The organism is Streptomyces sp. NPDC007875, assembly GCF_042868035.1.
Lineage (GTDB): Bacteria > Actinomycetota > Actinomycetes > Streptomycetales > Streptomycetaceae > Streptomyces > Streptomyces antimycoticus.
In genome coordinates, this window is sequence record NZ_JBIADZ010000003.1 from 250,987 (window position 1) to 277,186 (window position 26,200).

General features: G+C 72.8%; 25 protein-coding genes. 19 read left to right on the forward strand and 6 right to left on the reverse strand.

Annotated features, from left to right (window positions below; genetic code table 11):
- The first annotated feature begins 9 nt into the window (after window positions 1–9).
- The 3 genes from ACFYOY_RS08090 to ACFYOY_RS08100 are packed head-to-tail and all read left to right on the forward strand — an operon-like array spanning window position 10 to window position 3,079.
- A complete protein-coding gene (locus ACFYOY_RS08090) occupies window positions 10–1,230 on the forward strand; it encodes a DegT/DnrJ/EryC1/StrS family aminotransferase (protein ID WP_351898014.1) in 1,221 nt (406 codons plus the stop codon).
- A complete protein-coding gene (locus ACFYOY_RS08095; RefSeq protein ID WP_351898019.1) occupies window positions 1,227–2,279 on the forward strand; it encodes a Gfo/Idh/MocA family oxidoreductase in 1,053 nt (350 codons plus the stop codon). Before ACFYOY_RS08090 ends, ACFYOY_RS08095 begins: the two co-directional genes overlap by 4 nt.
- Window positions 2,276–3,079, forward strand: coding sequence for a glycosyltransferase (locus tag ACFYOY_RS08100; RefSeq protein WP_351898025.1), 804 nt, complete (start codon window positions 2,276–2,278; stop codon window positions 3,077–3,079). Before ACFYOY_RS08095 ends, ACFYOY_RS08100 begins: the two co-directional genes overlap by 4 nt.
- Here ACFYOY_RS08100 and ACFYOY_RS08105 read toward each other — a convergent pair.
- From ACFYOY_RS08105 to ACFYOY_RS08115, 3 genes are read right to left on the reverse strand one after another with little or no spacing between them, the layout of a single operon-like run.
- Window positions 3,055–3,717: a PIG-L family deacetylase gene (locus tag ACFYOY_RS08105; RefSeq protein ID WP_351898032.1), complete on the reverse strand. Its 663-nt coding sequence runs from the start codon at window positions 3,715–3,717 to the stop codon at window positions 3,055–3,057. The two genes, ACFYOY_RS08100 and ACFYOY_RS08105, sit on opposite strands and share 25 nt — an antisense overlap.
- Window positions 3,717–4,145: a type II 3-dehydroquinate dehydratase gene (locus ACFYOY_RS08110; protein ID WP_351898037.1), complete on the reverse strand. Its 429-nt coding sequence runs from the start codon at window positions 4,143–4,145 to the stop codon at window positions 3,717–3,719. Before ACFYOY_RS08110 ends, ACFYOY_RS08105 begins: the two co-directional genes overlap by 1 nt.
- Window positions 4,138–4,821 (reverse strand): HAD family hydrolase, encoded by a 684-nt coding sequence (locus ACFYOY_RS08115; protein WP_388585553.1) that lies wholly within the window; start codon window positions 4,819–4,821, stop codon window positions 4,138–4,140. The genes ACFYOY_RS08110 and ACFYOY_RS08115 overlap by 8 nt, the downstream gene beginning before the upstream one ends.
- A gap of 108 nt (window positions 4,822–4,929) precedes the next feature.
- On the opposite strand from ACFYOY_RS08115, the gene ACFYOY_RS08120 reads away from it, so the two are divergent.
- The 14 genes from ACFYOY_RS08120 to ACFYOY_RS08185 all read left to right on the forward strand — a co-directional run bounded on the left by ACFYOY_RS08120 (window position 4,930) and on the right by ACFYOY_RS08185 (window position 20,260).
- Window positions 4,930–6,465 carry an alkaline phosphatase family protein gene (locus tag ACFYOY_RS08120; RefSeq protein WP_351898047.1) on the forward strand — a complete coding sequence of 512 codons (1,536 nt, stop codon included), beginning with the start codon at window positions 4,930–4,932 and terminating at the stop codon, window positions 6,463–6,465.
- 165 nt (window positions 6,466–6,630) lie between these two features.
- Window positions 6,631–6,897 carry an acyl carrier protein gene (locus ACFYOY_RS08125; protein WP_093466233.1) on the forward strand — a complete coding sequence of 89 codons (267 nt, stop codon included), beginning with the start codon at window positions 6,631–6,633 and terminating at the stop codon, window positions 6,895–6,897.
- 15 nt (window positions 6,898–6,912) lie between these two features.
- On the forward strand, window positions 6,913–9,189 hold the full coding sequence (locus ACFYOY_RS08130; protein WP_351898062.1) for a beta-ketoacyl-[acyl-carrier-protein] synthase family protein: 2,277 nt from the start codon (window positions 6,913–6,915) through the stop codon (window positions 9,187–9,189).
- Window positions 9,186–10,562, forward strand: coding sequence for an alkaline phosphatase family protein (locus ACFYOY_RS08135; RefSeq protein ID WP_351898067.1), 1,377 nt, complete (start codon window positions 9,186–9,188; stop codon window positions 10,560–10,562). The genes ACFYOY_RS08130 and ACFYOY_RS08135 overlap by 4 nt, the downstream gene beginning before the upstream one ends.
- Window positions 10,559–11,200: a hypothetical protein gene (locus tag ACFYOY_RS08140; RefSeq protein WP_351898074.1), complete on the forward strand. Its 642-nt coding sequence runs from the start codon at window positions 10,559–10,561 to the stop codon at window positions 11,198–11,200. Before ACFYOY_RS08135 ends, ACFYOY_RS08140 begins: the two co-directional genes overlap by 4 nt.
- Window positions 11,175–11,981 carry a sulfate adenylyltransferase subunit CysD gene (gene cysD, locus ACFYOY_RS08145; RefSeq protein ID WP_351898079.1) on the forward strand — a complete coding sequence of 269 codons (807 nt, stop codon included), beginning with the start codon at window positions 11,175–11,177 and terminating at the stop codon, window positions 11,979–11,981. Before ACFYOY_RS08140 ends, cysD begins: the two co-directional genes overlap by 26 nt.
- A gap of 10 nt (window positions 11,982–11,991) precedes the next feature.
- The gene (locus tag ACFYOY_RS08150) at window positions 11,992–13,257 is read left to right on the forward strand and encodes a GTP-binding protein (RefSeq protein ID WP_388585558.1); all 1,266 of its coding nucleotides are present in this window, start codon (window positions 11,992–11,994) and stop codon (window positions 13,255–13,257) included.
- Window positions 13,254–14,597 carry an alkaline phosphatase family protein gene (locus tag ACFYOY_RS08155; RefSeq protein ID WP_351898096.1) on the forward strand — a complete coding sequence of 448 codons (1,344 nt, stop codon included), beginning with the start codon at window positions 13,254–13,256 and terminating at the stop codon, window positions 14,595–14,597. The genes ACFYOY_RS08150 and ACFYOY_RS08155 overlap by 4 nt, the downstream gene beginning before the upstream one ends.
- Window positions 14,591–16,420 (forward strand): B12-binding domain-containing radical SAM protein, encoded by a 1,830-nt coding sequence (locus ACFYOY_RS08160; RefSeq protein ID WP_351898103.1) that lies wholly within the window; start codon window positions 14,591–14,593, stop codon window positions 16,418–16,420. The genes ACFYOY_RS08155 and ACFYOY_RS08160 overlap by 7 nt, the downstream gene beginning before the upstream one ends.
- The gene (locus ACFYOY_RS08165) at window positions 16,414–17,280 is read left to right on the forward strand and encodes a hypothetical protein (RefSeq protein WP_351898108.1); all 867 of its coding nucleotides are present in this window, start codon (window positions 16,414–16,416) and stop codon (window positions 17,278–17,280) included. Before ACFYOY_RS08160 ends, ACFYOY_RS08165 begins: the two co-directional genes overlap by 7 nt.
- Window positions 17,277–18,785, forward strand: a complete 1,509-nt coding sequence (locus ACFYOY_RS08170; protein WP_351898112.1) for an MDR family MFS transporter — start codon at window positions 17,277–17,279, stop codon at window positions 18,783–18,785. The genes ACFYOY_RS08165 and ACFYOY_RS08170 overlap by 4 nt, the downstream gene beginning before the upstream one ends.
- Window positions 18,786–18,796: 11 nt before the next feature.
- Window positions 18,797–19,054: a helix-hairpin-helix domain-containing protein gene (locus ACFYOY_RS08175; RefSeq protein WP_351898115.1), complete on the forward strand. Its 258-nt coding sequence runs from the start codon at window positions 18,797–18,799 to the stop codon at window positions 19,052–19,054.
- The gene (locus tag ACFYOY_RS08180; protein WP_351898121.1) at window positions 19,051–19,875 is read left to right on the forward strand and encodes a methyltransferase domain-containing protein; all 825 of its coding nucleotides are present in this window, start codon (window positions 19,051–19,053) and stop codon (window positions 19,873–19,875) included. Before ACFYOY_RS08175 ends, ACFYOY_RS08180 begins: the two co-directional genes overlap by 4 nt.
- A 37-nt stretch (window positions 19,876–19,912) precedes the next feature.
- Entirely contained in the window at window positions 19,913–20,260 is a 348-nt protein-coding gene (locus ACFYOY_RS08185; protein WP_351898128.1) for an MmcQ/YjbR family DNA-binding protein, read from the forward strand.
- A 31-nt stretch (window positions 20,261–20,291) separates the two neighbouring features.
- Here the strand turns inward: ACFYOY_RS08185 and ACFYOY_RS08190 are convergent, their stop codons facing one another.
- Window positions 20,292–21,065, reverse strand: coding sequence for a class I SAM-dependent methyltransferase (locus ACFYOY_RS08190; RefSeq protein ID WP_351898131.1), 774 nt, complete (start codon window positions 21,063–21,065; stop codon window positions 20,292–20,294).
- A gap of 3 nt (window positions 21,066–21,068) precedes the next feature.
- Window positions 21,069–21,827, reverse strand: a complete 759-nt coding sequence (locus ACFYOY_RS08195; protein ID WP_351898134.1) for an NAD-dependent epimerase/dehydratase family protein — start codon at window positions 21,825–21,827, stop codon at window positions 21,069–21,071.
- A 118-nt stretch (window positions 21,828–21,945) separates the two neighbouring features.
- Here ACFYOY_RS08195 and ACFYOY_RS08200 point away from each other — a divergent pair, with 118 nt between their 5' ends.
- Window positions 21,946–23,262, forward strand: coding sequence for a glycosyltransferase (locus ACFYOY_RS08200; RefSeq protein WP_388585565.1), 1,317 nt, complete (start codon window positions 21,946–21,948; stop codon window positions 23,260–23,262).
- A gap of 18 nt (window positions 23,263–23,280) precedes the next feature.
- Here the strand turns inward: ACFYOY_RS08200 and ACFYOY_RS08205 are convergent, their stop codons facing one another.
- Window positions 23,281–24,624 (reverse strand): hypothetical protein, encoded by a 1,344-nt coding sequence (locus ACFYOY_RS08205; RefSeq protein WP_351898140.1) that lies wholly within the window; start codon window positions 24,622–24,624, stop codon window positions 23,281–23,283.
- Window positions 24,625–24,958: 334 nt separating this feature from the next.
- Here ACFYOY_RS08205 and ACFYOY_RS08210 point away from each other — a divergent pair, with 334 nt between their 5' ends.
- Window positions 24,959–26,167, forward strand: a complete 1,209-nt coding sequence (locus tag ACFYOY_RS08210; protein ID WP_351898143.1) for a pyridoxal phosphate-dependent aminotransferase — start codon at window positions 24,959–24,961, stop codon at window positions 26,165–26,167.
- Window positions 26,168–26,200 lie beyond the last annotated feature (33 nt).

The following is a 26,200-nucleotide window of genomic DNA, read 5'->3' on the forward strand; positions in this document are numbered from 1 at the left end:
GACTCTGACGTGACCCTCGACCCGACAGCCGCGCCCCCGGCACCCGTCCGCCGGATCGACGCCGACGACCTGCCGCCGTGGCCCCAGCACGACCATACGGAGCGCGCGGCGCTGGACCGTGTCCTGGCGCAGGGACAGTGGTGGCGAGCGGCGGGCACCGAGAACGAGGACTTCGAGCGCGAGTTCGCCGCGTACAACGGCGCACCGCGCGCGCTCGCGGTGACCAACGGCACCGCCGCGCTCGAACTGGCGCTCCGGCTGCACGGCATCGGGCCCGGCGACGAGGTCGTGGTGCCCGCGTTCACCTTCATCAGCACCTCGCTGGCCGTGCAGAACGTCGGCGCGATCCCCGTCCCGGCGGACGTGGACCCCGAAACCTACTGCCTGACACCCGAAGCCGTCCGCGCCGCGCTGACCCCGGCGACCCGCGCGGTCATCCCCGTCCATATGGCCGGCCACCTCGCCGATATGCACGGGCTGGGGGACTTGGCCGCCGAACACGGTCTGGCGCTCATCCAGGACGCCGCGCACGCCCAGGGCGGGGTGTGGGACGGGACGCCGGTCGGCGCGTTCCCCACGGTCGCCTGCTACAGCTTCCAGAACGGCAAGCTGATGACCGCCGGGGAGGGCGGGGCGCTGACCCTGCCCGACGAGAAGACGTACGAGCAGGCGTATCTGATGCACACCTGCGGGCGGCCCCGCGGCGACACCACCTACCAGCACCGGACGGGCGGCTCCAACTACCGGGTCAGCGAGTTCACGGCGGCGATCCTGCGCGCCCAACTCGCCCGCCTGGCCGGGCAGACGCGGATCCGGGAGCAGCGCACCGCCCTGCTCGACGCGCTGCTGGCGGACGTGCCCGGGCTGCGCCTGCAGGCCCGCGACCCGCGGACGGACGTCAACCCGCACTACATGTACCTGGTGGCCCTCGACCCGTCGGCGGGCCGGGCGGCGCGCGACGCGCTGGTGGAGGGGCTGAAGGCGGCGGGCGTCCCGGCGTGCGTCAACTTCCCGCCCGTCTACCGCACCGCGTCCTTCCAGGCGGGCCCGGTGCCCACGACGTCCGTGCCGGAGCTGGCCGAGCGGTGCGCGGTGGCGGAGGATCTGGGCGCGCACGGCCTGTGGATCCACCACCGGGTGCTGCTGGCCGAACCCCAGGTGGTGGAGCGCGTGGCCACCGTGGTCGCCGCGCTGGCCGCGCGGGCCGGCGACGCCGTGGTGACGCGGTGACCGCTGCGCTGCGGGTGGGCCTGCTCGGATACGGCTGGGTCAACCGGACGGTCTGGCTGCCGCGGATTCGCCGCCATCCGCGCCTGGAACTGGCGGCCGTCCACGACCCGGAGGTCTCCGGTGTCCCGGCGGCGACCTCCTGGACCGGTTTCCTGGACGCCCGTCCCGACGTGGTCGTGATCGGCACCCCCAACCACACCCACGCCGCGCTGGCCTTCGCCGTGCTGGAGCGCGGGATACCCGTGGTGGTGGAGAAGCCGCTGTGCCTGAGCCGCGCGGAGTTCGACACGCTGGCCGAGCGGGCGCGCGGAGTCGGGCTGCTGGTCAGCCGGGCCGCCGTGCGCCGCGAGGATGTGCGGCGCCTGGCCGGTGCTCTGCCGTCCGGGCCGCTGACCGTACGGGCGAGCTGGCTGCGCGCGGGCGGGGTGCCGCGCCCCGGCTCGTGGTTCACCGGCCGCGCCACAGCGGGCGGCGGAGCGCTGCTCGACCTCGGCTGGCACCTGGCCGACGTGGCGCTCGGGCTGCTGGACCGCCCCCGGCTCGTCACGGTGGCGGCCGAACTGCGCGCGCCGGGCGGCGAGCACGCCGGTGGGCACACCCCCGGGCGTGCCGCCTGGCGTGGCGACACGGCCGGCACGGGGCCGGTGGACGTCGAGGTGGACGGCACGGTGCGCGCGGAGTTCGAGGGCGGGGCCCGGCTGGTGCTGCGGGCGGCCTGGGAGAGCGAAGTCGCCACCGACCGCACGCGGTTCGTCATCGAGGGGGGCGGCGAGCGCCGGGTGCTGACCGGGACGTTCGGGTTCAGCCCGAACCGGGTGGCCGAGCCGGCGCTGACCGCCTGGGGCCCCGACTCCTACCGCCGCGTCACCTTGCCTGACCCGGTCGGGCGGGAGTACGACGCGCAGGTGGAGGCCATCGTCGACTTCGCCTCCGGGACCCTGGACTGGGAGGCGGAGCTGGCCGAGTCCGCCGCCGTGGTGGACCTGTTGGAGGCCGCCTATCGGGTATCGGGCCGTCCGCCGGTCCTGCCGGAGAGCACGGCCGTATGAGCGGGCTGAGCGTCGTCATCCCGACGAAGGACAAGCCGGAGTCGCTGCGCGCCACGCTGGCGTGTCTGCTGGCCGACGGACCGCCCTCGGCGGAGATCGTCGTCGTCAGCGACGGGGAAGCCCCTGTGGCTGTCCCGGCGGACGCGCCGGTCCGCGTCGTCGAGGGGCCGCGCCAAGGCCGCGCCGCCGCCCGCAACACCGGTGCGCGAGCGGCCGGTGGCACCCGCCTGCTGTTCGTGGACGACGACATCCTCACCGGCCCCGGCTTCCTGTCCGCGCACGCCGCCCATGGCACCGGGCCCGGTTTCGTCCACGGTCCGCTGATGGAATTCCCCGTCGCCCGCCGCTGGCTGGCGGCCCATGGCCCCGACCCGGTCGCGGCGGCGGCCGTGCTGAACGGAGCCGAGCGGCTGGTCCGCAACAACCTGGAGGCCGCCGTGCTGGCCGTGGCCGCCGGGACGGTCCCGGCCCGGCTGGGCTGGCTGGCCTGTGTGGGCGCCAACCTGTCGCTGTCGCGGGCGGCGTTCGACCAGGCGGGCGGGTTCGACGAGGGCTTCGGCACCCGCTGGGGCTGCGAGGACCTGGAACTGGGAGTGCGGCTGCTGGCGGCGGGGCACCGGCCCACGGTGGACCAGAGCGCTCCCGGCGTCCACCTCACCCACGCCCGCCCCGACCGCTGGGAGCAGCACGAAGTCACCCACCAGCGGTTCGCCTCGCTCCACGACACCGCCGACGTCCGCGCCCTGCCGCTGCTGCTGACGGGGAGTCCGGCCGCCTACTTCGCGGCCGCGGAGTCCTGAGCGGCCAGGCGGTGCTCCCGCCACACCGCGGGGGTGCCGGCGTGCCCGGCCAGCGCCCGGCCGAACCGCAGCGGTCCGCCGAACATCTCCGTCACCTGGGACCGGTAGGCGAGAGCACCGCGCAGCCAGGCGGAGAAGTCGGCCCGGTGCTCGGTGACCTCCATGCCGGGCCCGCCCGCCGAGGGCGGCCGATAGGGGAACTCGGCGTAGTGCGCGACCTGGACGGCGGTCCCGGCCGCCGCGCGTTCGGCGGCCGCACGCGCGATGACATGGTCCACGTGGGTGCGTCCGGCCAGCGGAAGCAGCAGCAGGTCTCCCTCGCGCAGATACGGGGCCAGCGCGGCCGCGACCGCCTCGGCCAGCTCCGCGTCGTCGGGGTGCACGGCGCGGCGGCGCGACAGCGGCCCCGGGTAGCGGTTCTCGCGGTGCACGGCGTCGGGGAAGCCGAGGCCGACCGCCCGGACCGGCCAAGCGGCCAGCGCGGCGGCGTCCTCGGCGCGGCGGACGGCGGCCGCAGGACCGCCGTCGAAGACCGTGACCACGGTGAGAGCGTCCGCGCCGGCCACCCACGCGCCGAACATCCCGCCACACGACCACACGGCGTCATCGGGATGCGGGCTCACCACGACGCGGCGCATCAGCCCTCGATCCTGGCCAGCAGCGCCAGCGCCGCCACCCGGTACCCATCGGCGCCCAGGCCCGCGATGACGCCCGAGGCCAGCGGCGAGAGCACCGAGTGGTGCCGGAACTCCTCGCGGGCCCACACATTCGACAGGTGGACCTCGATCCACGGGGCGGGGAAGCTCTCCAGCGCGTCGCGCAGGCTCCACCCGGCCATCATCAGCGCACCCGGGTTGACGATGGCGCCCGCGCAGTCGCCACCGGCGTGCACGGCGCGCACCAGCGCCCCTTCGCATTCGTCCTGCACGGCCCGCACGGTGTGGCCGGGGACGGCCTTGCGGACCATCTCCTCGATCCCGGCGAGCGTCGTGGTGCCGTAGATCTCCGGGCGGCGCCGGCCGAGTTGAGCCAGATTCGGGCCGTTGAGCAGCAGCAGCTCAGACATCGTGGGCTCCCGGAGACGTCTCCCGTACGGGGGAGGACAGACCGAACACGGCGAGCAGGTCGAGTGCGGTCCCGGCGTAGTGGTCGGGGCCTTCGGCACGCAGCGTCTCCGGGGAGGTCTGCCCCCAGCCCGCCGCGACCACGGTGGCGCCCGCGGCCCGGCCGGAGCGCATGTCCAGCACGCTGTCGCCGACGAAGAACGCCCCTGCCGCGTCAGGGGCGTCGGGCAGCGTGGCGAGCGCGGTCAGCACGATCTCCGGATCGGGCTTGGGCCGCGTCACCTGGTCGCTGCCGATCACGACGTCCGGGCCGTGGGCGATCCCGGCGGCGGTGAGCGCCTGCATGGCGCGCTCGTGTGTCTTGCCGGTCGCGACGGCGGTCGGCACCCCGGCCGAGGCGAGCGAGGCCAGCACCAGGGGGATGCCCGGGTGCGCAGTGACCAGCTCGATATGGCGGGTGCTCTCGGCCGCGTAGACCGCCGCCAACTCGGTGGGCAGGCCCAGCGCATCGAGGATCCGGGGCAGCGGCGCGCCCATATGGGCCAGGAACGTGGTGAACGGCGGATCGCCCGGCCGTTCCGCGGCCCGCCAGGTGGCGGCGAAGGCGCGGCGCATGTTCTCGGTGGTGTCGAGCAGGACGCCGTCCAGGTCGAAGACGACAGCGAAGGTAGCGCTCATGGCCTCGATGATTGCGAGCGTGATGACCAAAGTCAATGAGGGTGTTTGACTTTAGTTGTCACTCTGCATACCGTGGCTCCACAAGCGGTGAGCAGGGGGGGACCGACCATGCCGCATACCGCACCACCCAAGGCCGTCGTGCTCGGCATCGACGGGGGCAGCCTCGATCTGATCGAGCCACTGGTCGCCGCGGGCGCACTGCCGGTGCTCGGAAGGCTGCTCGCCGACAGCGCACACGGCCCGACCACCACCACATGGCCGGCGCACACCGCGCCCGGCTGGAGCACATTCATCACCGCGCGCCGCCCCGGCGGCCACGGCATCTACCAATTCTTCGACACCCAGGACCCGGTCTACGGGGACCGCCTGGTCGGCACCGGCGACTACGGCTGCGACACCGCCTGGGAGTGGTTCGCCCGGCAGGGGTGGAGCGTCGGGCTCGTCAACGTCCCGATGTCGCACCCGCCCCGCGAGGTCCCCGGCTACCAGCTCACCTGGCCGCTGGCGCGGACCCTGCGCTACAGCGAACCGCCCGGCCTGCTGGGGGAGCTGGCCCGGGCGGGCGCGGGCTTCAAGGCCGACATCGCCGCGATGTTCCAAGGCGATCTGTCCTACGCGGAGGCCGCCGTCGAGCACGTTCGGGCACGCGGCCGGACGATCCAGTACGTGCTGCGTGAGCGCCCGGTCGACGTCTTCATGGCGGTCATCACCGAGATCGACCGCATCTGCCACCACTACTGGCACTTCGCCGACGCCTGCCACGACCGCCACACCACCCCCGACCGCCAGGAGTGGGCCGACGCGATCCGCGCCACCTACATCGCGATCGACGAGGTGTTCGGCGAGATCCTCGACGCGGTGGGCGACGAGACGCCCGTACTGCTGCTGTCGGACCACGGGTTCGGGCCGGGCCGCTACAACGTCGCCGTCAACGCCGTCCTCGCCGAGGCCGGGCTGCTGGCCACCCGGCCCGCCGCGGGCGACGGCCTCGCCGACTGGTTCCGGGCCGACGGCCGCGAGGTGGACTTCACCCGCACCCGCGCCTATATGCCCACGCCCGGCTGCTACGCGGTCAACGTCAACCGCGCGGGCCGCCAGCGCGACGGCATGGTGACCGACCCGGGCCCCGTCCTGGCCGAGGCCGCCGAGCTGCTGCTCGGGCTGCGCGCCCCCGACACCGGCGCACCGGTCTTCGCCGCCGCGCTGCCGCGCGAGGACGCCTACCCGGGCCCGATGACGCACGCGGCCCCCGATCTGCTGCTCATCCCCGCCGACGAGGGCGTGCTGGCGAGCCCGGCGATCAGCGGCCCGCTGTGGCGGCCCAGCGAGCAGACCGGCATGCACCGCTACCTGGGGATGTGGGCGCTGCGCGGGACGACCCTTACCCCCGGCCGCCGCACCGCGCCCGTCGCGCTCGCCGATCTGATGCCCACGCTGCTGGAAGAGGCCGGCCTGACCTTCCCGGCCGCCGTCCACGGCCGCCCGCTCCAGTGGGACGGCTGGGACGGCGCCGACGGCGGACGCGCCTTCCTCGCCCCCGGGCGGACCGCTTCGGCGGTGGCGTCCGGGAGAGCCGAGGAAACGGCGCGGCTGAGCGAAGAGGATCTGACCGCCAAGGCGCTCGGCGCCATGGGCTATCTGTGAGACGGCGACCCATCCGGTGACGGCGACCCGTCCGGTGACCGCGGCCACTCCGCGCATGTCCATCAGCGACCAGGGCGCCCCGGAGGGCCGGACGGCCACTCCGTCGAGCCACAACTGGCACAACATCCGGCCCTCCCGGGCCGCCCGACAACGTACGGAGGCCTGATGAACGACACCAAGGACCGTCTGCGCCGCGTGCTGGTGGAATCACTGCGGCTGGATCTCGCCCCCGAGGCGGTGCCCGACACGGGCCTGCGCGAGGCGGTCGGCATCGACTCGGTGATGGGGCTGGAGTTCCTCATCTGGGTGGAGAACGAGTTCGGCATACAGATCCAGGACGAGGACCTCAGCGTCGAGCTGGTCGACTCGCTCGACACGCTCGCCGCCTACGTGGACGAGCGCGCGGCGCAGACCGCCGCCGCCCGGGATTGACGGGGGGCGACGAGGGTGAGCTTCCCGGTGGTCATCACGGGCATGGGCGCGGTCACCGTATTCGGCGACGGCTGCACCGCGCTGTTCGAAGCGCTGCGCAAGGGCGAGTCGGGCCTGCACGAGCTGCGCGGCATCGCGGTCGCACGCGGCAAGAACCGCTCGGCCCAGATCGAGGACCCACGCCGGACGGGCCCCTGGCGGCTGTCGGACATGGCCGTGGACGCCGCCCGCGAGGCGCTCGCGCAGGCGGGCGGGCCCGCACCGGGCGTCACCGGCCTGTACGTGGGCACGACCGGCGGTGACAATCGGGCGCTGGAGGACCGCTGGGAGGACTTCCTGGCCGCCCGCCGGGCGCTGGCGGCAGGGGCCGACCCGCAGGTGGACGACGAGCTCGCCGAGGCGATGGTGCGGTTCCCGATCGGGGTGCTCGCCGATGTGCTGGCGCACCGGCTCGGCATCGAGGGGCCCCGGTACGCGGTGACGAACGCGTGCGCGTCCGGCACCACCGCCACCGCGATGGCGCTGCTGGCGCTGCGTCAGGGCACGGTGGACCGGGCCGTGGTGGTCGGCGCCGACCACCTCAAGGCCACCTCCTACTGGGGGGCGGAGCGCGCCGGGTTCGTCGGGCACGACCTGCGCCCCTTCCACGCCGACCGGGACGGCAGCGTCCTCGGGGACGGGGCCGGGGCGCTGGTCCTGGAGCGCGCCGCCGACGTGGCCGCGCGCGGCGGCACACCGCTGGCCGGGCTCGCGGGCTGGGCCATCACCTGCGACGACAACCCGCATGCGATCATCCCGCCGGAGGACGGCGCGTCCAACGCCGAGGCGATCCGGCTGGCCCTGGCCGACGCCGGGCTCTCGCCGGAGGACGTCGACTACTTCAACGCGCACGGCACCGGGACCCCGTTGATCGACCGGCTGGAGACCGCCTCGGCGAAGCTGGTCTTCGGCGACCGCGCGGGCCAGGTCGCGATCAGCAGCACCAAGTCGATCGTCGGGCACCTGGCCGCCGCGTCCCCGATCATCGAGGCGATCGCGACCGTGTACTGCCTCACCGAGCAGTGGGTGCACCCCACGGCCAAGCTCGACCGGATCGACCCGGCGCTCACCTTGGACTACGTCCCGCTGCGCGGCCGCCCGCAGCGGATCCGCGCGGCGGTGTCCAATTCGCTGGGCGGCGGCGGCACCAACGCCGTCCTGGCGTTCCGTCCGCAGGACTCCGCCCCCGCCGCGCAGGACGCCTTCGAGCCCGTCCCCGACGTGGTCGTGACCGGGACCGGCGCGGTGAGCAGGCTCGGCGACGGCCCGGACGCCCTGGAGGCCGCCTACGGTCCCAACGCCGCACCCGAGCGGACCCGGCCCTTCTCCGTGCTGGACCACATCGACGCGTCGGCGGGCTACCAGTACCTCAGCCGCTCGGCACAGCTCGGGTTCGGCGCGGCGGCGCAGGCGATGGCCGACGCGGGCCTGCCCGTACCCCTGCCCGCCGACGGGCCGCTCGCCGGCCGCCGGGTGGCGGTGGTCATGGGCACGGCCGTCGGGGGCCTGAGCGCGATGGCCGAGACGCTGTGCCCGCACCTGTCCGCCGACCCGACGCGGATCACCCCGTCGATGTCGCTGGACCACGGGCCGCAGCTCGCCGCGACCCTGGTGTGCCGGGCCGCCGGCGTCACCGGCCCGATGGTCACCCTGATCAGCGGACCGGCCGCCGGTCTGCAGGCGGTGGAGGTCGGCCGGGCGCTGCTGGCGGCCGGGGCCTGCGACATCGTGATCGCGGGCGGCGGCGACGCGGGCGACGCCCCCACCCGCGACGCGGCGCGGCTGCTGGCGAGCCGTCAGGGACGGGCCGGGGAGGAGCCGACGGACAGCGCGGCATGTGTGGTGCTGGAGCGTGCCGACGGAGCGCGTGAGCGCGGCGCGCCGGTGCGCGCGGTCGTCACCGGCTGCGCGAGCTGGTCGGAGCCCCAGGCGCCGGACCGGACCGACGCGGCGGCGGGCGCGCTGACCCGCTGTCTGACGGCGGTCGGCGCGGACGGCGCCGACCGGCCGCACCTCTCGTACCACGTGGGCAAGGGCAATCTGTCCGACACCGGCGAGGTCAAGCTGCTCGCCTCCGGCTTCCAGCCCGAGGCGCTCGGCGGCGCGCTGGCCGCCGGGCCGCTGCTGGCCGTCGTCGCGGCGGTCGCCCGGGTCGCCGTCGAGCCCGGCGCGGCCGCGATCGTGTCCACCGTCGCGCCGGGCGGTTCGGCCGCCGCGCTGCGGCTGGCCGGACCGGACGGGGGGCGCGGATGAGCGCCCGGGCACGGGCGATCGTCCTGATCACCGAGGGGGCGTGCCCGGAGCTGATCGACCGGTGGGGCCCGGAGCGGCTGCCGTATCTGCACCGGTTGCGCGCGCTCGGCGCGAGTGGGCCGCTGCGGTCGGACTTCGTGCCCTACGAGGCGCCCGGGCTGTTCAGCGCGTTCACCGGATTCGCGCCCGATGAGCACGGGTGCTTCTCCTACTGGGACGTGCACGCCCCCGACTACCGGCCGGCCGTGCTCGACGGCTCCGCCGCCCGCCGCCCGTTCCTGTGGCGGCGGCCGGAGCTGACGGGCCGCCGGGTCGCGCTGGTGAACCTGTTCGGCACCCATCCGGTGGAGCCGGTCGACGGGTACTGCCTCAGCTACCCGATGCGTGCCACCGTGCGGGCCTGCCATCCGCGGAACCTGCCGGTGCTGCTGGCCCGCGAGGGCGTGCGGCCGGTGCACGATGTCACCGTCTGGTTCACCGGCGGCCCGAAGGACCCGTTCGTCGCCGGTGTCCTGAACGCCGACCGGCAGCGCGCCGACGCGGCCCTGGCGATGCTGGACGGCCGGGTCGGTGAACGCCCGGACCTGACCGTCCTCAACCTCACCGCCATCGACCGGCTCTCGCATGTGTACTGGCAGGAGACCGAGCCGGGCAGCCCGGTCCCCGAGGCCGACCAGGCGGTGCTGGGCGCCTACCAACTGGCCGACCGGGTGCTCGGCGAGCTGCTGGAGCGGCTCGACGACCACACCAGCCTGCTGGCGTTCTCCGAGATCGGGTTCGGGCCCCTGCGCTCCTATCGGTCGGTCAACGACGTGCTGGCGGCGGCCGGGCTGCTCGCCCTCGGCCCGGACGGCACGCCCGACTGGTCGCGGACGACCGCGTTCGAGGCGGTGCAGGGCGCGCAGGGCGTCAACCTCAACCTCGCCGGCCGCTACCGGGACGGCACCGTCCGCCCCGCGGACCGCGCCCGGGTGCTGGCCGATGTCGCCGCCGTCCTGGAGGAACACATCAACCCCGCGACCGGCACGCGGTTCCTCACCCGCGCCATCCCGCGCGAGGAGTTGCACGGCGGCCCGGCCGCCGACGCCGCGCCCGACCTCGTGCTCGACCCGGCCGACTGGCGGTATCTGCCGCTGGGCGACCCGTTCTGGTCCGGCCGCACCAACCGGATGCTGCAGAGCGGCTGGCACCGGCGCGACTCCTACTGGGCCGGGGCGGGCGCGGCGTTCACCGCCGGGCGCGGCGGCCCGGCGCGGCCGTTGGACATCGCGCCGACGCTGCTGACGATGCTCGGCCTGGCCCCCGCCGCCGACCTGCCCGGCACGGCACTGACCGCCCCCGCGCTCCGACCGGCCCCGGCGGGTGCCTCATGACCGGCACCCTCCTGCCCCTGGCGGTGACGCTCGACGCGGATGGCGGCGCTTGCGTCGCGGGCCTCGACCTGGACGGCCGCTGGATCCGCCCCGAGCCCGTCACCGCCGAGCAGGTGGGCCCTGAGGGGCCGTACGCGTTCTTCCACCCCGTCCGGATCGGCCTCGGCCCGAGCACCGAGCCGGACGCCCGTCCCGAGGACCGTGCCGTCATCGCGCCGCCCCGGCCCGCCGGCCCGGCCCTCGACCCCGCGATGCGCGAGCGCCTGCTGAAGGACACCGCCGACGCGACCGTGGAGAAGGCGTTCGCGGGCGAGCGCAGCGCCGGTCTGGTGCCGGCCGATGTGCGCCGGATCTACGAGCGGCGCTCCACCGGCGGCCGCTCCTTCCTGCGGCTGGAGTTCACCGACGCCTCCGGCGCGGAGCACGACTGGATCGTGCGCGACGCGCGGCTGGTCCGCGCGTTCCCGGCGCCGCTGGAGGGGCCGCTGCCCGACCTGGCGGGGCCCTGCTTTCTGTCCATCGGCCTGACCAAGCCGAACGGCCGGTTCCCCGGGCGGTTCCGGGGCTGTCATCCCCTCGTGGTGGGGGTTCTTTCCGAAAGGGGTGACGTGAGTGCCTTCGGCGCTGCGCGACCTTGAGAACGACACGGTGCAGGTGCTGCGCGAGGTGCGCGGCAGGTTCACCAACCCGGCCCTGCTGTGGTCGATGGGCAAGGACTCGACCACGCTCCTGTGGCTGGTCCGCAAGGCGTTCTTCGGGGACGTGCCCTTCCCCGTCATCCACATCGACACCTCCTACAAGTTCCGGCAGATGTACGAGTTCCGCGACCGCTGGTCGCGGGAGTGGGGCCTGGACCTGCGGGTCCATCGCAACGAGAAGGCGCTGGCCGCGGGGATGGGCCCGACCGCCGCGACCAAGCTCGCCTGCTGCACGGCCCTGAAGACCAACGCCCTCCAAGAGGCCCTGGAAGCCGGCGGACACGACGCCGTGCTGCTCGGCATCCGCGGTGACGAGCACGGGGTGCGCGCCAAGGAGCGGGTCTTCAGCCCCAGGGACCGGTCCTTCGGCTGGGACTACCGCAACCAGCCGGCCGAATTCTGGGACCTGCGGCAGACCGCGGTGGACGAGGGCGGACATATGCGCGTCCACCCGATGCTGTCCTGGCGGGAGATCGACATCTGGGAGTACGTGCAGCAGGAGGGCATCCCCGTCCCCGACCTGTACTTCGCGAACGACGGGAACCGCTACCGGTCGATCGGCTGCGAGTGCTGCTGCTCGCCGGTGCGCAGCGACGCCGGGACGGTCACCGACGTGGTCATCGAGGTCCGCCGCTCCCGCGAGGGCGAGCGCGCGGGCCGGGCGCAGGACAAGGAAGACGCGGCGGCGATGGAGAAGCTCCGCGCCCTCGGATACATGTGAGGCGGCATCAGTGACGACACCCGTACTGCCCGAGGGGGGACCGACCCCCGCAGCCACCGCCCGTGACGCCGACACCCTGCGCGTGGCGTTCGTGGGGGAGGTGGACCACGGCAAGTCCACCTTGCTCGGCCGGCTCCTGCTGGACACCGGCAGCGTCACCACCGACCGGCTGGACGTGCCCGTCGCGGACGGCGGGCTGGCGTTCCTGCTCGACGGGCTGACCGAGGAGCGCGCCGACCTGTTCACCCTCGACACCGCCAGCGCCGTCCTGGAGACCGGAAGCCGCCGGTATGTGCTGATCGACGTGCCCGGCCACGCCGAACTGCTCGTCAACATGGCGACCGGGGCGTCCCGCGCGGAGGCCGCCGTGATCGTGGTGGACTGCCGCGAGCGCGCCGCCGAGCAGACCCGGCGCCACATGCGGGTCCTGGCGATGATGGGCGTCACCGCCGTCGTCTGTGCCATCACCAAGATGGATCTGGCCGGGTGGGCGGAAGCGGAGTTCCACACCGCCGCCCGGCAGGTGGCCGCGCTCGCCGACGAGATCGGCCTGACGCTGGTGGCCGCCGTCCCGGTCAGCGCGATGACCGGCGACAACGTCACCGCCGTCAGCACCCGGCTGCCCTGGTACGACGGCCGTCCCCTGCTCGACACCCTCGCCGACCTGACCCCTTGGAGCGACGGCGGCGCGCCGCTGCGGGTCGAGGCCCAGGACGTCGTCGAAGGGCGGGTGCTGGCCCGTGTGCTCAGCGGTGAACTGCGCATCGGGGACCGCCTCGTCGCACCCGGCGAGGACGCCCGCACCGCCCTGCGCATCGAGCGCTTCGGCGAGCCGCCCCAGGAGTCGGCCGCCACGGGCGACAACATCGGGCTGGTGCTGTCCGGGCCGCCGTGTGCGCCGGGCACCTTGCTGGCACCCTCCGACCGGCGGCCGTTGCGCGGCGACCGGTGGCGGGTCCGCGTGCTGTGCACCGCCGAGGACGGGTTCGCCGAGGGCGCCCGGTGCACGCTGCGCCGGGCCGGCGCCGACCTGACCGGCCGCATCGCCCGGGTGGAGCGCCACTGGGACAGCGCCCGGCGCGCCCCGGACGCGACCGACCGGGGCCCGGTGCGGTTCAGCGAGGTCGCCGAGCTGACCGTGATGCTCGACCGGCCCGCCGACGGCGACGCCGTACGGGTGTGCGCGCCGCTGGGCCGCTTCATGCTCACCGACGGCTCCGTCCGCATCCTCGGCCTGGGCATCGTGGACGAGATCGCGGGGGAGGACCGGCGATGAGCGCGATGGTGATCGGGCTGGACGGCGTCCCGTACTGGCTGCTGCGCGACCTGGCCGACCAGGGCGTCATGCCGAAGACCGCGGGCCTGCTTCCGCAGGGGAGCCTGCGCGCGATGAGCGCGCCCGTCCCCGAGATCAGCTCCACGTCCTGGGCCAGCTTCCTCACCGGGACCGACCCCGGCACCCACGGCATCTACGGATTCGTGGACCTGCGGCCCGGCACCTACCGCACGTACTTCCCCAACTACGGCCATCTCAAGGCCCCGCCGCTGTGGGAGGCGGTCGATCGCGACGGCGGCCGCAGCGTGATCATGAACGTGCCGAGCACCTACCCCGCGCCGCCGCTGCGCGGCACCCTGGTGTCCGGGTTCGTGGCCCCCGACTTCGACCGGGCCGTGTACCCGCCCGAGCTGCGCGGGCCGCTGCGCGCCCTGGACTACCAGCTCGACGTCGAGGTCGGCGAGGTGACCGCCGACCCGGACGGGTTCCTGGACCGGGCGGAGGCCGCCCTCGCCGCCCGCCGCGCCGCCTTCGCCCACGTCCTGTCCGGCGGCTGGGACCTGGCGGTGTGCGTGCTCACCGAAACCGACCGCGTCCACCACTTCCTGTGGAGTTCGCTCGCCGACCCCGCCGCCCGGCTCCACGGGCGCATCCTCGACTTCTACCGAAGGGTCGACGAGGCCGTGGCGGAACTGGCCGACCGTGCCGGGGACGGCGCGCTGTTCCTCGCCAGCGACCACGGCTTCGGCCCGGCGCATACGCAGTTCTACCTGAACGCCTGGCTGCGGCAGGCCGGGTACCTCGCGCTGCCGCCCGGCGCCGAGTCCCTGGAGGAGATCGACGAGCACACCCGGGCATTCGCGCTCGACCCCGGCCGCGTCTACCTCAACACCGCCGACCGCTTCCCCCGCGGCGGACCGCACACCGACCCCGGCGAGCTCACCGCGCGGCTGCTCGCCCTGCGGCTCACCGAGGACGGCCGGATCGCCGAGGGCGGCCCCGGCACGCCCGTCGTCTCCGAGGTGCTCTCCGGGCCGGAGACCTACGCCGGGCCGTACGCGGACGACGCCCCCGACCTGGTCGTGATGCCCGCCCCCGGCGTGCAGATCCGGGGCGCGTGGGCCACCGACCGGATCATCGGGGACGCCCCGCTGACCGGCACCCACACCCGCCCGGACGCCACCTTCTGGTGCCGGGGCGACCAGGGCACCGACCCCCTGCACATGCGAGACGTGGCGCCGACCGTCCTGGCCTCCCTGGGCATCGACCCGCCACCCGGAACCGAGGGCACCGACGTGCGGGTCATGCGGCCGCGGAACGAGGAGGACATCCGATGCTGACATCTGGGAAAGAGCTCGGGCTCGCACCCCGGGAGAAGCCGGGACACTTCGAGATAGCGCTCGACGCGCGGATCACCGACCCGGCCGCGTTCCGGGTGAGCTTCGTGATCCTGCTCGACGGCGACCTGGTGATGTCCCCCGAGCACCTCGGCGTCGCCTATATGGCCGCGACGCTGCGCGCGGCGGGTTTCTCCTGCGAGATCCGCGAGGCCGAGCACGGCCGCCACCAGGAGGTCGTGGACGCCATCGCGGCCTACGCCCCCGGCCTGGTGTGCTTCACGCTGATGAGCCTGAACGTGCCCAGCTGCGTGGAGTTCTGCGCGGCCCTGCGCAAGGAGATGCCCGAGGTGGTCATCGCCTGCGGCGGCCCCGCCGGGACGTTCACCGGCACCGATGTGCTGCGGGTCAACCCGCACGCCGACATCGTCGCGGTCGGCGAGGGCGAGCCCATCATCCTGGACCTCGCCCAGCGGCTCGCCCTAGGCGAGGACCTCGCCGACTGCCCCGGCATCGGCTACCGGGATGAGGACGGCGGATACCGGCAGAACCCGGCCCGCCCGCTCGTCCACAACCTGGAGGTGCTGCCGTACCCGGTCCGCGATCAGCTCATCGCCCACGGCAACAAGCTCGAGTACGTCCGGGTCAGCACCAGCCGCGGCTGCGTCGCCCGCTGCACCTTCTGCTCGGCCCCCAACCTCGGCAACCGCGTCCAGGCGGGCAAGGCATGGCGCGGGGTCGGCCCCGATTACGTACTGGACGAGGTGGAGCAGCTCGTCCGCGACCACCGGTTCCGTACCTTCGACTTCATCGACTCCACCTTCGAGGACCCCGACGGCGGCCGGGTGGGCAAAAAACGTGTCCGCGCCATCGCCGAGGGCATCCTCGACCGCGGTCTCGACATCTACTACAACGTCTGCATGCGCGCCGAGAACTGGTCCGACTGCGCCGAGGACCACGAGCTGCTCGACCTGCTCGTCCGCAGTGGCCTGGAGAAGGTCAACGTCGGCATCGAATCCGGCGTCCCCGAAGAGCTGCTGCTGTGGGAGAAGCGCGCCACCGTCGAGGACAACATCAGCATCATCCGGCTGCTGCGCGAGCACGGCATCTATCTGGCCATGGGGTTCATTCCGTTCCACCCCTACGCCACGGTGGAGACCCTGACCCAGAACGCCGACTTCCTGCGCGAGCACGCCGGGCACAACCTGCGCCGTCTCACCGAGCGGCTGGAGGTCTACCCGGGCACGTCCATCGCCCGCAAGCTGGCGGACGACGGCCTCCTCGGCGACCGCTACGAGGACAATCTCGACCCCTACGACTACCGCCACAGCGATGAGCGCGTCGAGCGGCTCGCCGTCCACTTCGCCTCGCTCTACAACGACGAGGACTACCACAAGCGCGGTGTCATCACCGACCAGTCGGCGGTGTTCGAGTTCGAGACGTTCAACGTCGTCGTGCAGACCTTCGTCTCCCGGCTCTACCGCCGCTTTCACGCCCTTCCGGGGGCGGTGGAGGTCCTGGAGCGGTTCAAGGACTTCCTGCACGAGACCCGCCAGGACATGGGGCGGCAGAACCACGAGTTCTTCATGGAGAACCTCGACGACGTCCTCACCGACCGCCTGGACCCCGCCAAGCGCCGCCGCCAACTGGAGCAGATCGAGGCCCGTTTCCGCTCCTGCATTGACCGCATCCGCGCCGAGCAGCTGCGCGTCGGGATGCGGCTGCACCGGTTCGGCGCGGACGTCACCGCCATCAGCTCCAGCCTCCCGCCCGTGACCCCCGGCGGCGCACCCCGCTCGTACAACGGGGGTGCCCCCACGTGGTGAACCACCGGACCGCCGACGTCGCGGTCTGCACGCTGCGCACGCATACGCTGCCCGCGCGGCTGACCGGACATCCCCGGGTGGCGGTCGCGGCCCCGCTGGCCACCGCCAACCTGGGGATCGAGGAGCTCGTCCGGGGCGCCCTCGCCCGTCCGGCGGTCCGGCATCTGGTGGTGTGCGGGCATGACTCCCGGCTGTTCCACCCCGGCCAGAGCCTGCTGGCGCTGGCCGCGCACGGCACCGCCCCCGACGGCACCATCATCGGCGCGCACGGCCACCGGGCCCATCTCCCCAACCTGCGGCCGCCCGTCGTGGCCGCCTTCCGCCGCCGGATCGCCGTCCACGACCTGCGCGGCCAGGACGACCCGGCCGCCGTGCTGGCCGCCGTCGACGCCCTGCCCCGTCACGCCGACGGTGCGGATGGGGCGGGCGATGGGCATGGTGGGGACGGTGTCCTGGGGGAGGAACTGGCGGCCAGCACGCCCCGGTTGGTGCCGCTGGCCGCGGTCGGCCGGGTCCGTCCGATCGCCTCGGCCGGAGCCGGCTGCTTCGTCATCTCCCTCGACCGCCCGGCCGGCCGGATCGTGCTCCGGCACTACGGCGACGACCTGGCGAGCGGGCACGAACTGCGCAGCCGCAGCGCGACCGCCCTCACTCTCGCGGCGGTGGCCCACGGGCTCACCGACGACCCCGCCCACGCGGGCTACCTGGGGGGTGAACTGGCCAAAGCCGAGACCGCGCTGCGGCTGGGCCTCGCCTACGTCCAGGACCGCCCGCTCGACTCCCGGTCCGCCGATCCGGTCCCTTCCCTCCACTGGGCCGGCCCGGTGACCGCCGAACCCCCCAAGGGAGTAGCTCTGTGACCGCTGAAACGACGGCGCCCGCCCCGGCGGCGGCCCCCCCAAGCCTCAGCCGTCGGCTGTGGGTCTTCGGCGGCATCCTTCTCGGGATGCTGCTGTCCACCCTGGACCAGTCCGTCGTCGCCGCGGCACTGCCGAGCGTCGTGCACGACGTGGGCGGGCTCGAACACTTCGCCTGGGTGTTCACCGGGTACGGGCTCACACTCAGCATCACCACCATCGTCGGTGGCAAGCTCGGCGACCTGTTCGGCCACCGCCTGGTGTACCTCGGCGGCGTCGTGGTGTTCATCGCCGGGTCGATGCTGTGCGGACTGGCCGGGAACATGAGCCAGTTGATCGCCTTCCGGGTGATCCAGGGCATCGGCGGCGGCGCGCTGGTGGTCGCCTCCTTCTCGCTCATCGGCCAGCTGTTCGAGCCCGCCGAGCGCGCCAAGTACGCCGGCTACTCCACCAGCGTGTTCGCCGTGGCCAGCGTCGCGGGCCCGCTCGTCGGCGGCGCCGTCACCGACGCGATCGGCTGGCGCTGGGTGTTCTACGTCAATCTGCCGCTCGGCCTGCTCACCCTCGCCGTGGTGGCGTTCCTGCTGCCGGCCGCGGCCACCCGCGGCCGGCCGAAGATCGACTACTCGGGTGCGGCACTGCTGGCGGCCCTGTCGGTATGCGTGGCGCTGCTGGCAGGGCGCGTCGGCAGCCTGGACGCGGTGCTGTCCACGCGCGGTATCGCGCTGATCGTCGCGATCGTCGTGCTCATCCCGGCGTGGATCGTGGTGGAGCGGCGCGCGGCCGAACCGATGATCCCGCTCAGCCTGTTCGGCAACTCCACCTTCGTCCTGTCGAACACGATCACCATGCTGGCCGGGTTCGCGATCCTCGCCACCGTCAACTTCCTGCCGCTCTTCCTGCAGGCTGCCTCGGGCGCGTCGGCCGTCACCTCCGGTCTGCTGCTGATCCCGATGATGTTCGGCCTGCTCGTCGCCTCCACCCTGGTCGGCCGCCGGATCGCCGAGACCAAGAAATACCGCTGGTTCCCGGTGGCCAGCATGGCCGTCGCGGCGCTGGCGTCGTATCTGCTGTCCACCATGGACGCGGACACGCCCTGGCCGCTCGTGGTGGCCTACTCGGTGCTGCTCGGCGTCGGCTCCGGCCTGTCGATGCAGGTGTTCATGGTGGCCGTTCAGGGCTGCGCACCGCCCGCCCAGATCGGTGCGGTGACCGCGACGGTCACCTATGCGCGGCTGGTCGGGGCCTCCTTCGGGATCTCGGCGTTCGGCGCGGTGTTCTCGGCGCGGCTGGCCACCGAACTGCCCCGGCACGTGCCCGGCGACAGCGCCCAGTCCATGACGAACCTGACCGCCGACGCGCTCGACAAGCTCCCCGAGAACCTGCGGCAGGGCTTCACCGAGGCGTACGCCGACTCGCTGGGCACCGTCTTCTTCGTCGCGGTGCCCGTCCTGCTGCTCGCTCTCGTACTGTCGCTCGCGATGCGCGACCGCGCGTTGGGAGAGTGAGGAGCACGCGCATGGAGAGCGACCTGAGGCAGATCCCCGGCGTCGGCAAGGCCGTCGAGGGCGACCTGCACGGCATGGGCATCCACCGCGTCGAGGAACTCGAGGGTCAGGACCCCGAGGAACTGTACGACCGGCTGATGCTCGAACAAGGGGCCTATGTGGACCGCTGCATGCTCTACGTCTTCCGGTGCGCCGTCTACTACGCCGAGGGCGGCAGGGAACCGGAGAAGCTGCGTTGGTGGAACTGGAAGGACTCGAAGAAGCAATGACCGTGATATCCGCCGTGCCCACCCTCCCGGTGGGCGCGCTGTTCAGCCAGACCCGCCGCGAGTTCGCCTCCTGGTATTCGCGGCTGTGGGGGCCGCTGGGGGCACTCGCCACGGGCGTCTCCCGGCCTCGCGCGGGGGAGAGGGTCCTGGACGCCTGCTGCGGCTCGGGCGCGTCGGCCCTGCCCGCCGCCCGCGCCGTCGGTGCCGCCGGCCATGTCGACGCCGTCGACATGGCCGGCGCCCTGCTGGACCAGGGCCGGGCCGAGGCGGACCGGCAAGGTCTCGCCCAGCTGCGGTTCCACCGCGGCGACGTCACGGCATGGCGCGCGGACGCCCCCTACGACCTCGTCCAGTGCTGCTACGGCGTGTTCTTCTTCCCCGACATGGACGCCGGGACCCGCCATCTGGTGGACCTGCTGCGCCCCGGCGGCCGGATAGCCCTCAGCACCTGGGTCGGCGGCGGGATGGACAGCATGGTCCGCCGCGCCCGTGAGGCCGCCTCCGCGGTCCGCCCGCTGCCCGCACCGCCGACCGCACCCGACCCGCGCACCCGAGTGGACTCGGCCGACGGGCTCGCCGCCTGGCTGCGCTCCTTCGGCCTCGTGGACGTCGCGGTGCACCGGGTCGACTACCGCGTCCCCCTGCTCGGAGAGGACGCCTGGATGTTCCTGCTCGGCGCCGCGCCCCGCCGCTTCGTGCTCGGCATGGACGAACAACAGCTCGGCCGCGTCCGGGACCGGCTGCACGCCGACATGGCGGCCGCCGGCCACTCCCACCTGGACGCCAGCAGCCTCATCGCCGTCGGCGTCCGGCCGCAATAGCCGTCCGGGTGCCACCGTCCGTGGATAGGCTCGCCCCGTGAAACCCGACGACGTCACCACGCACTGCCTTGCCCTGCCCGGCGCGGCCGAGGACTTCCCCTTCGGCGATTCGCCGGCCGTCTACCGCGTCGGCGGCAAGATCTTCGCACTCCTCAGCGAGGGCGCGGTACCGCCTCGTGTCAGCGTGAAGCTGCCGCCCGACGAGGTCCTCGCGATGCGCGCCCAGCACCCGGACACCGTGCTGCCCGGCTACCACCTCAACAAGCGGCACTGGGTCACCGTGCTGCTGAGCGGGGGCCTGGAGGCCGAAGAGGTGCGCGAACTGCTCGGGCAGTCCTACGAGATCGTGGTGGCGTCGCTGCCTCGTCGGCTGCGCCCCGCCTGACCACCTGTTCGCCCCGCCCGGCGCTTCGGGCTCACTCGCCCCACTTCAGGTAGATCACCGGCTGCTCGCGGAACGGGAGCTGCCGCAGCGTCATATGGTCGAGGCCCAGGGTCTCCCGGATCGCGGCGGTCACCCCGGGCCACCGGGGATGCCCGAGTTCATCGAAGGCCACGATGCTGCCCTTGGCGAGATGGGGACGGATCGCCTGGAGCACCTCACGCGTCGGCTCGTACAGGTCGAGATCGAAGAAGGCCATCCCGATGACCGTCTCCGGATTCTCCGCCAGATAGCGCGGGACCGTTTCCCGGACGTCTCCCTGGACCACGAAGGTCCGCTGGACATGCGGAATGGGGTCGCCCGCCTCATGTGCGGCGAGCACCTCACGCAGGTGGTCCACCTCGTTGTCGGGGACGGCGAACCTGCCGACGGCCGCGCTCGGGCTCACCTGGTCGATCTCGGAGAGGTCGGGAAATCCGCTGAAGGTGTCGAAACCGATGATCCGGCGGTAGGAGTTGTACGGCTCGTACAGGCCGCGCAGCGCGGCGAGGGTGGCGAGATGGCGTCCGTGCAGCACACCGAACTCCATGATCACGCCGGGGATCTCGGGGAGCATCCGGTACAGCGCGTCCATCGTCAGCAGATCCGCGAGCTGATGGCGACGGAGATACACCGGGAGATTGTCGATCAGATACACGGGCGGAATGGGCGTCTCGGTGAGCAGTTTCGTGAGCCGCTCCCGCACCTCCTTCTCCTGCGCCGACTCGTGTGGCAGGAGCCGCGGGTTCTTGTGTTCGACATCGGTCATGAATCATCCCTTGGCTGTTTCGACCGTGGCGTATTCCCAGAGGTATGTGTCGAGGACTCGTCGGTAGTAGTTTTCGTCGCCGGTCCAGGCCATCTCCGGCACCAGAGCGTGCAGTTTGGCGGTGGACACCGGCTGGCTCACCGCGTCGCTGACGTAGGAGCGGACTGCCCGGACGCCCAGCTGCGCTTCGATGTGATCCACCAGCAGCTCGATGGGCACCGCCGTGCCGGAGGCGACGTTGACGACGGTGCGGCCGACGCCCGCGGTGAGCAGCCGGTCCATGGCGGTGACCAGGTCGGCCACGTCGATGAGATCCCGCCGTGCGCCCCGGTAGAGCCGGACCGTTCCGGAGCGGACCTGTCGCACCATGGCCGGCACCAGCAGATGTGCCGGTTGCGCCGGACCGACGACATGGGTGAGCCGCAGCACGAGGTGGTCGATGGAGGACGCGGCCAGGACCGCTTCCAACGCCAGGTTGTGCCTGCCGTAGGCGGTGGAGGGGAAGACGGGCCCGTCCTCCCGGCCCGCCTCCCCGGGCACCGCGTACATGGCCGACGACGCCGTGGAGAAGAACACCAGCTTCTCCCGTCGCCGCTCGCAGCGCCGCACCAGTTCATACAGGCGCGCGGCCTCCCTGGCGAAGTCGGCTTCGGGGATTCCGGCGGCGAACGACACCCCGAAGGCGGCCACCACCACTCCTGGATGGGAGGCCGCGATGGGCGCGAGGTTCCTGGCGAGGAAGCCGCTTCCGATGATGTCCATGGGCTCCTTCCTCACGGTGACCGGTTCCCGCGCACTGTTCCCAAGGGCGTTGACTCAAAGATACAGTGCAGTTGACTTTAGTCAACAACCACTCAATACTGAGACCCAGGGTGCTGCCGTGACTGAAGTCGCCGTTGCGAGAGGAACGTGGCGAGTGACAGAGAATCACCATGTGTCTGAGCCATCCCCGTCGGCCGTCGCGATCCCGCCCTCCGGCAGAGCCCGAGCGCTGGCCGGTAAGCGCGTCCTCTTCGTCCTCTGGGACGGCGGGGGCAATGTCGGGACGTCGCTGCTGTTCGTCCGTGACCTGATCGCCCGGGAGGCCGCGGTCACGGTAGTGAGCAACCCCTCCGTCAGGGACCGGGCCGAAGCCACCGGCGCGGCGTTCCGCGAGTTCCACCACTCGCCGGTCCATGACCCTCGTACGCCGGAGGGCGACCTCCTGCGGATCGGCGAGGCCACTTCTCCCGCGCACGCCGCACAGTTGATCAGAGACCGGGTGATGTACGGACCCGCGTCACAGATGTGCCAGGACGTGACCGACGCGGCTCAGGACACCCGTGCGCAGGTGGTGGTGGCCGACTACGTGTTGCCCGGAGCGCTCATGGCGGCCGAGCGCCTCGGACTGCCGCGCATCGTGTTCATGAACGCGATTTATCCGATGTCCGTCGGCGAACCCTCGCACGAGACGATGCGCGACGGGCCCTTCGTTCCGCTGTTTGAACGCATGACCAAGAAGGCGCTTCTGGCCTTGAACGATGTGCGGGCCCACTGGGGGCTGGCGCCACTGAGTGCCGCGCGGGACCAGTACACGCGGGCGGACCGGTGCATGGTGGCGACCTTTCCCACGGTGGACCCGGCGGCGGACGCGGTCCCCGAGCGCGTCCATTACGTGGGTCCGGGCTTCGCGCCACCACAAGAGCGGGCGGATGACACGGGCGGTACTCGCCGCGTTCTGATCAGCCTGTCGACCACACTGCATTCCGCTCAGCCCAAACTGGTGCGTTCGCTCCTGGAGGCCGCCGAGGGAATCGACGCCGAATTCCACTTCATCGGTGGAGTCGTCCAGGATGAAGACCTGCCGGGAAATGTCAGCGCGTCGGGATATCGGCCCATCGAGGAGCTGCTCCCCGAAAGCTCTGTTCTGGTGACGCTCGGCGGTCATGGCACCTTCGTACGGGGCCTGGCCTTCGGGGTCCCCCTGCTGGTGATCCCCTTCGAGCAGGACGCGTTCAACAACGCCCGCCGGGCTGCGGATTTGGGCGCGGGCCGTCACCTTCGACTCGACGCGTCCGCGGCTGCTCTCGGAGCGGAACTCCAGCGCCTGCTCACGGACGGCAGATACCGGCTGGCCGCGAAAGACGTCGCCGGCCGGCTTCGCCGCGAATACCGGCCGGGAGCCGCCGCCCGGATCATCGCGGAACTGGTTGGCTGAGCGGAATGCGTCGCCCGATCAGTTCAGGAAGCAGCTCTGTGAGAGCGCGGTGTCGGGCGCCTGGTGGTTCACTCCGTCCGACGCCGCGCTCGTGCCGTCCGGCGCGGGCAGGCCGGAGGCCCGGTGGCTGTCGTAGTCGCCCGGGCCGTAGAGGAACAGCAGGGGCGCCTTGGCCGGGTCGGCGTTCTGCACCCTCATCCGTATGCGCTCCAGCTCTCCCGCGATGATTTCCTCGCGGCGGCGCGGCGAGGACGACCGCTGGATCCGCGCCCTGAGGTCGGCCAGGAAACGCTGACGCGCCAGGGTGTCGGGGGTGGAGCCGATGGCCGCGGAGGTCTCGCCGTCCGTCACCGAGGCCCAGTGCACCAGGGGCCGGCGCGACCAGGAATCCGGCTGGAGGTAGGGCAGCAACGCCGTGACCAGTTCGCCCGCCGACCAGCTCATCCGGTGGATCTTGTGGTTTCCCGGGTCGCGGCTGTTGAGGACGCTGAGCGTGAGCACGCCGCCGCCGTCCGCGGGTGCGGGAGCGTGGGCGAGCATGGCCAGCAGCCGCCCGATCGCGGTGACCTCACATATATAGGCGCCGTTCTCGTTGGTCAGCGGGACGGCCTCCGGACCGGTCTGGATGCGGCCGCGGCCGTCGAGCGCCGAGAGGTCGGCGAGGTGCTGACCGACCGAGAGCGTATTCGGTGTCGCGCAGAGCACCTGGCCCATTCCGGGGGCGGGCTGCGAGGCGTCCACGCGCCGGAGCGGGACACAGCCCGTCCCGAGGAACAGATCGATCAGCCGCCCCGTGGGCACGGACGGAATGACCGGACGCACCTCGCCGCGCAGCCGATCCACGAATCGGTCGCCGAGCTTGCGGTAGTTGAGGGAGAAGTCGAACGCGAGCCGCCCGCCCACCGCGTGGTACAGGGCCAGCGCGGCGGGAGGCAGGAACTCCTCCGGGTCTCCGGTGATTTTGGAGTGCATGCGCCGCGCCGCCGCGCGCCCGATGCCGTGGACCATCTTGCCGTCGAAGATCGACAGTGAGAAGGTCACCGACCCCGGCCCGGAGGCCGGCCGCGCATGCAGCCGCTCGGCAACGGCCTGCGCGAAGCGCAGATCGGACTCTCCCTCCGCGCTCAGTCCCTCGGGCGGCGTGAGCAGCGTGCGCTCGCTGAAGGGGTCGTAGATCCCCGACCCGAACCAGGCGTTGGTCCCATCCGAGCAGAGCGGGACACCCACGGTAACGATGCAGGACCAGCCGGCGGCGACCGCGTCCGCGAGCGCCGCGGCGGTCGCCTCAGGGTCTCGCTCCGAGCCGATTGAGAGGAACGGGCCGGCCGAAGCGGCCTCCGCCCCCGATTCCTGTTCCGACACGCCCGCATCCCCCCTGCACCTTGGCGGACATCGAGAGGCCGCCTTCCGAAACACCGACGACGCTGGCAGGCGGATGTGGCGACTCTAGGCCCCTTGATTAACTAAAGTCAAGGTGCGCGGGAGGTGGCCGGCCCCTCGCTCGGGACCCCTCCCGGCGGTCCCGGATAATCTTCCGAGGCAAACCGAACAAACGTTGACAATCACTATAGTCATCGAATCTTATGGTCTGAGTTGGGCCGGGTGGCAGCCGCCCGGCCGGCGGTGTCGGGAGCCGCAGGCGACCCGCGGCGCTCCGCACCCGCATCCGGTCATCGCCCACCGCCGAGAGGTCAGCATGAAGGCCCTGTCCCGCCACGCCACAGCCATCCGCCCGTCTCCCACCCTGTCGCTGAACGCACGGCTCAACGAACGCGTGCGCGCGGGCGAGCGGGTGCTGAACCTGTGCGTCGGAGAGCCCGACTTCGCCATGCCGGAGGGCGGCCGCACCGCCGCGCTGCGCGCCCTCGCGGTCGGCGTCGACCGCTACACCGATGTCGCCGGTCTGCCCGAGTTGCGCGCCCGCATCCAGCGCAAGCTCCACGAGCAGAACGGCCTGGACGTCGGGCCGGACCAGATCGTGGTGTCGGCCGGGGCCAAGCACGCGCTGTACAACGCGTTCTTCGTGCTGTGCGAGGAGGACGACGAGGTGATCGTCCCGGCTCCCTACTGGGTGACCTACCCCGAGCAGGTGCGGGCGGTGGGCGCGACTCCCGTGATCGTGCCCACCCATGCCGACACCGGGTACAAGCTCACCGCCGCACGGCTCGAAGAGGCCGTCACCGCGCGCACCAAGGCCGTCGTCCTCAACAGTCCCGGCAACCCGACCGGCGCGACCTACACGGAGCGGGAGCTGGCCGAACTCGCCGCGGTCGTCGAGCGGTACGACCTCTATGTGGTCGAAGACCTCATCTACGAGCACTTCTTCTACGAGGAGGGCACCGCGCCCAGCATGACGGCGTTCCCCGCCCTCCGGGAGCGCACCGTGCTGGTCAACGGGGTGTCCAAGTCGTGCGCGATGACGGGCTGGCGGGTCGGCTACACGGTGGCGTCCCCCGCGATCAGCGCCCTCGTGCGGCGCATCCAGAGCCAGTCCACCTCGAACGTGGCCGCCGTCGCGCAGCATGCGGCGCTCGGCGCGCTCGACGACATACCGTGGCGGCGGCTGGCCGGGTATCGCGAGCGGCGCGACGCCGCCCACGCTCGGCTGACCGCGATCGACGGCATCGCATGCCCGCTGCCGACCGGGGCGTTCTACCTCTTCCCCGAGATCTCCCGCCTCCTCGGCGGCGACCACGGCGGACGGCCACTGGCCACGGCCGACGACTTCTGCGACCGGCTCCTGGAGACCACCGGCGTCGGCCTCGTTCCCGGGACCGCCTTCGGCGCGCCCGGACACGTCCGCATCACCTACGCGACAGACCCGGCGGTGGTCGCGGAGGGGCTGGAGCGGCTGGGGGCGTTCGCCCGCGAGATCCGTCGTATGACCGTCAGCTCGCGGGTCTGACCCACCGACCCGGGCCGTGCGACGTCGGGGCCG

Coding starts and splice junctions, on each gene's coding strand:
- ACFYOY_RS08100 (WP_351898025.1), top strand. CDS start 2,276: ATGAGCGGGCTGAGCGTCGTCATCCCGACGAAGGACAAGCCGGAGTCG.
- ACFYOY_RS08105 (WP_351898032.1), bottom strand. CDS start 3,717: ATGCGCCGCGTCGTGGTGAGCCCGCATCCCGATGACGCCGTGTGGTCG.
- ACFYOY_RS08110 (WP_351898037.1), bottom strand. CDS start 4,145: ATGTCTGAGCTGCTGCTGCTCAACGGCCCGAATCTGGCTCAACTCGGC.
- ACFYOY_RS08115 (WP_388585553.1), bottom strand. CDS start 4,821: ATGAGCGCTACCTTCGCTGTCGTCTTCGACCTGGACGGCGTCCTGCTC.
- ACFYOY_RS08120 (WP_351898047.1), top strand. CDS start 4,930: ATGCCGCATACCGCACCACCCAAGGCCGTCGTGCTCGGCATCGACGGG.
- ACFYOY_RS08125 (WP_093466233.1), top strand. CDS start 6,631: ATGAACGACACCAAGGACCGTCTGCGCCGCGTGCTGGTGGAATCACTG.
- ACFYOY_RS08135 (WP_351898067.1), top strand. CDS start 9,186: ATGAGCGCCCGGGCACGGGCGATCGTCCTGATCACCGAGGGGGCGTGC.
- ACFYOY_RS08140 (WP_351898074.1), top strand. CDS start 10,559: ATGACCGGCACCCTCCTGCCCCTGGCGGTGACGCTCGACGCGGATGGC.
- ACFYOY_RS08155 (WP_351898096.1), top strand. CDS start 13,254: ATGAGCGCGATGGTGATCGGGCTGGACGGCGTCCCGTACTGGCTGCTG.
- ACFYOY_RS08160 (WP_351898103.1), top strand. CDS start 14,591: ATGCTGACATCTGGGAAAGAGCTCGGGCTCGCACCCCGGGAGAAGCCG.
- ACFYOY_RS08175 (WP_351898115.1), top strand. CDS start 18,797: ATGGAGAGCGACCTGAGGCAGATCCCCGGCGTCGGCAAGGCCGTCGAG.
- ACFYOY_RS08180 (WP_351898121.1), top strand. CDS start 19,051: ATGACCGTGATATCCGCCGTGCCCACCCTCCCGGTGGGCGCGCTGTTC.
- ACFYOY_RS08190 (WP_351898131.1), bottom strand. CDS start 21,065: ATGACCGATGTCGAACACAAGAACCCGCGGCTCCTGCCACACGAGTCG.
- ACFYOY_RS08195 (WP_351898134.1), bottom strand. CDS start 21,827: ATGGACATCATCGGAAGCGGCTTCCTCGCCAGGAACCTCGCGCCCATC.
- ACFYOY_RS08210 (WP_351898143.1), top strand. CDS start 24,959: ATGAAGGCCCTGTCCCGCCACGCCACAGCCATCCGCCCGTCTCCCACC.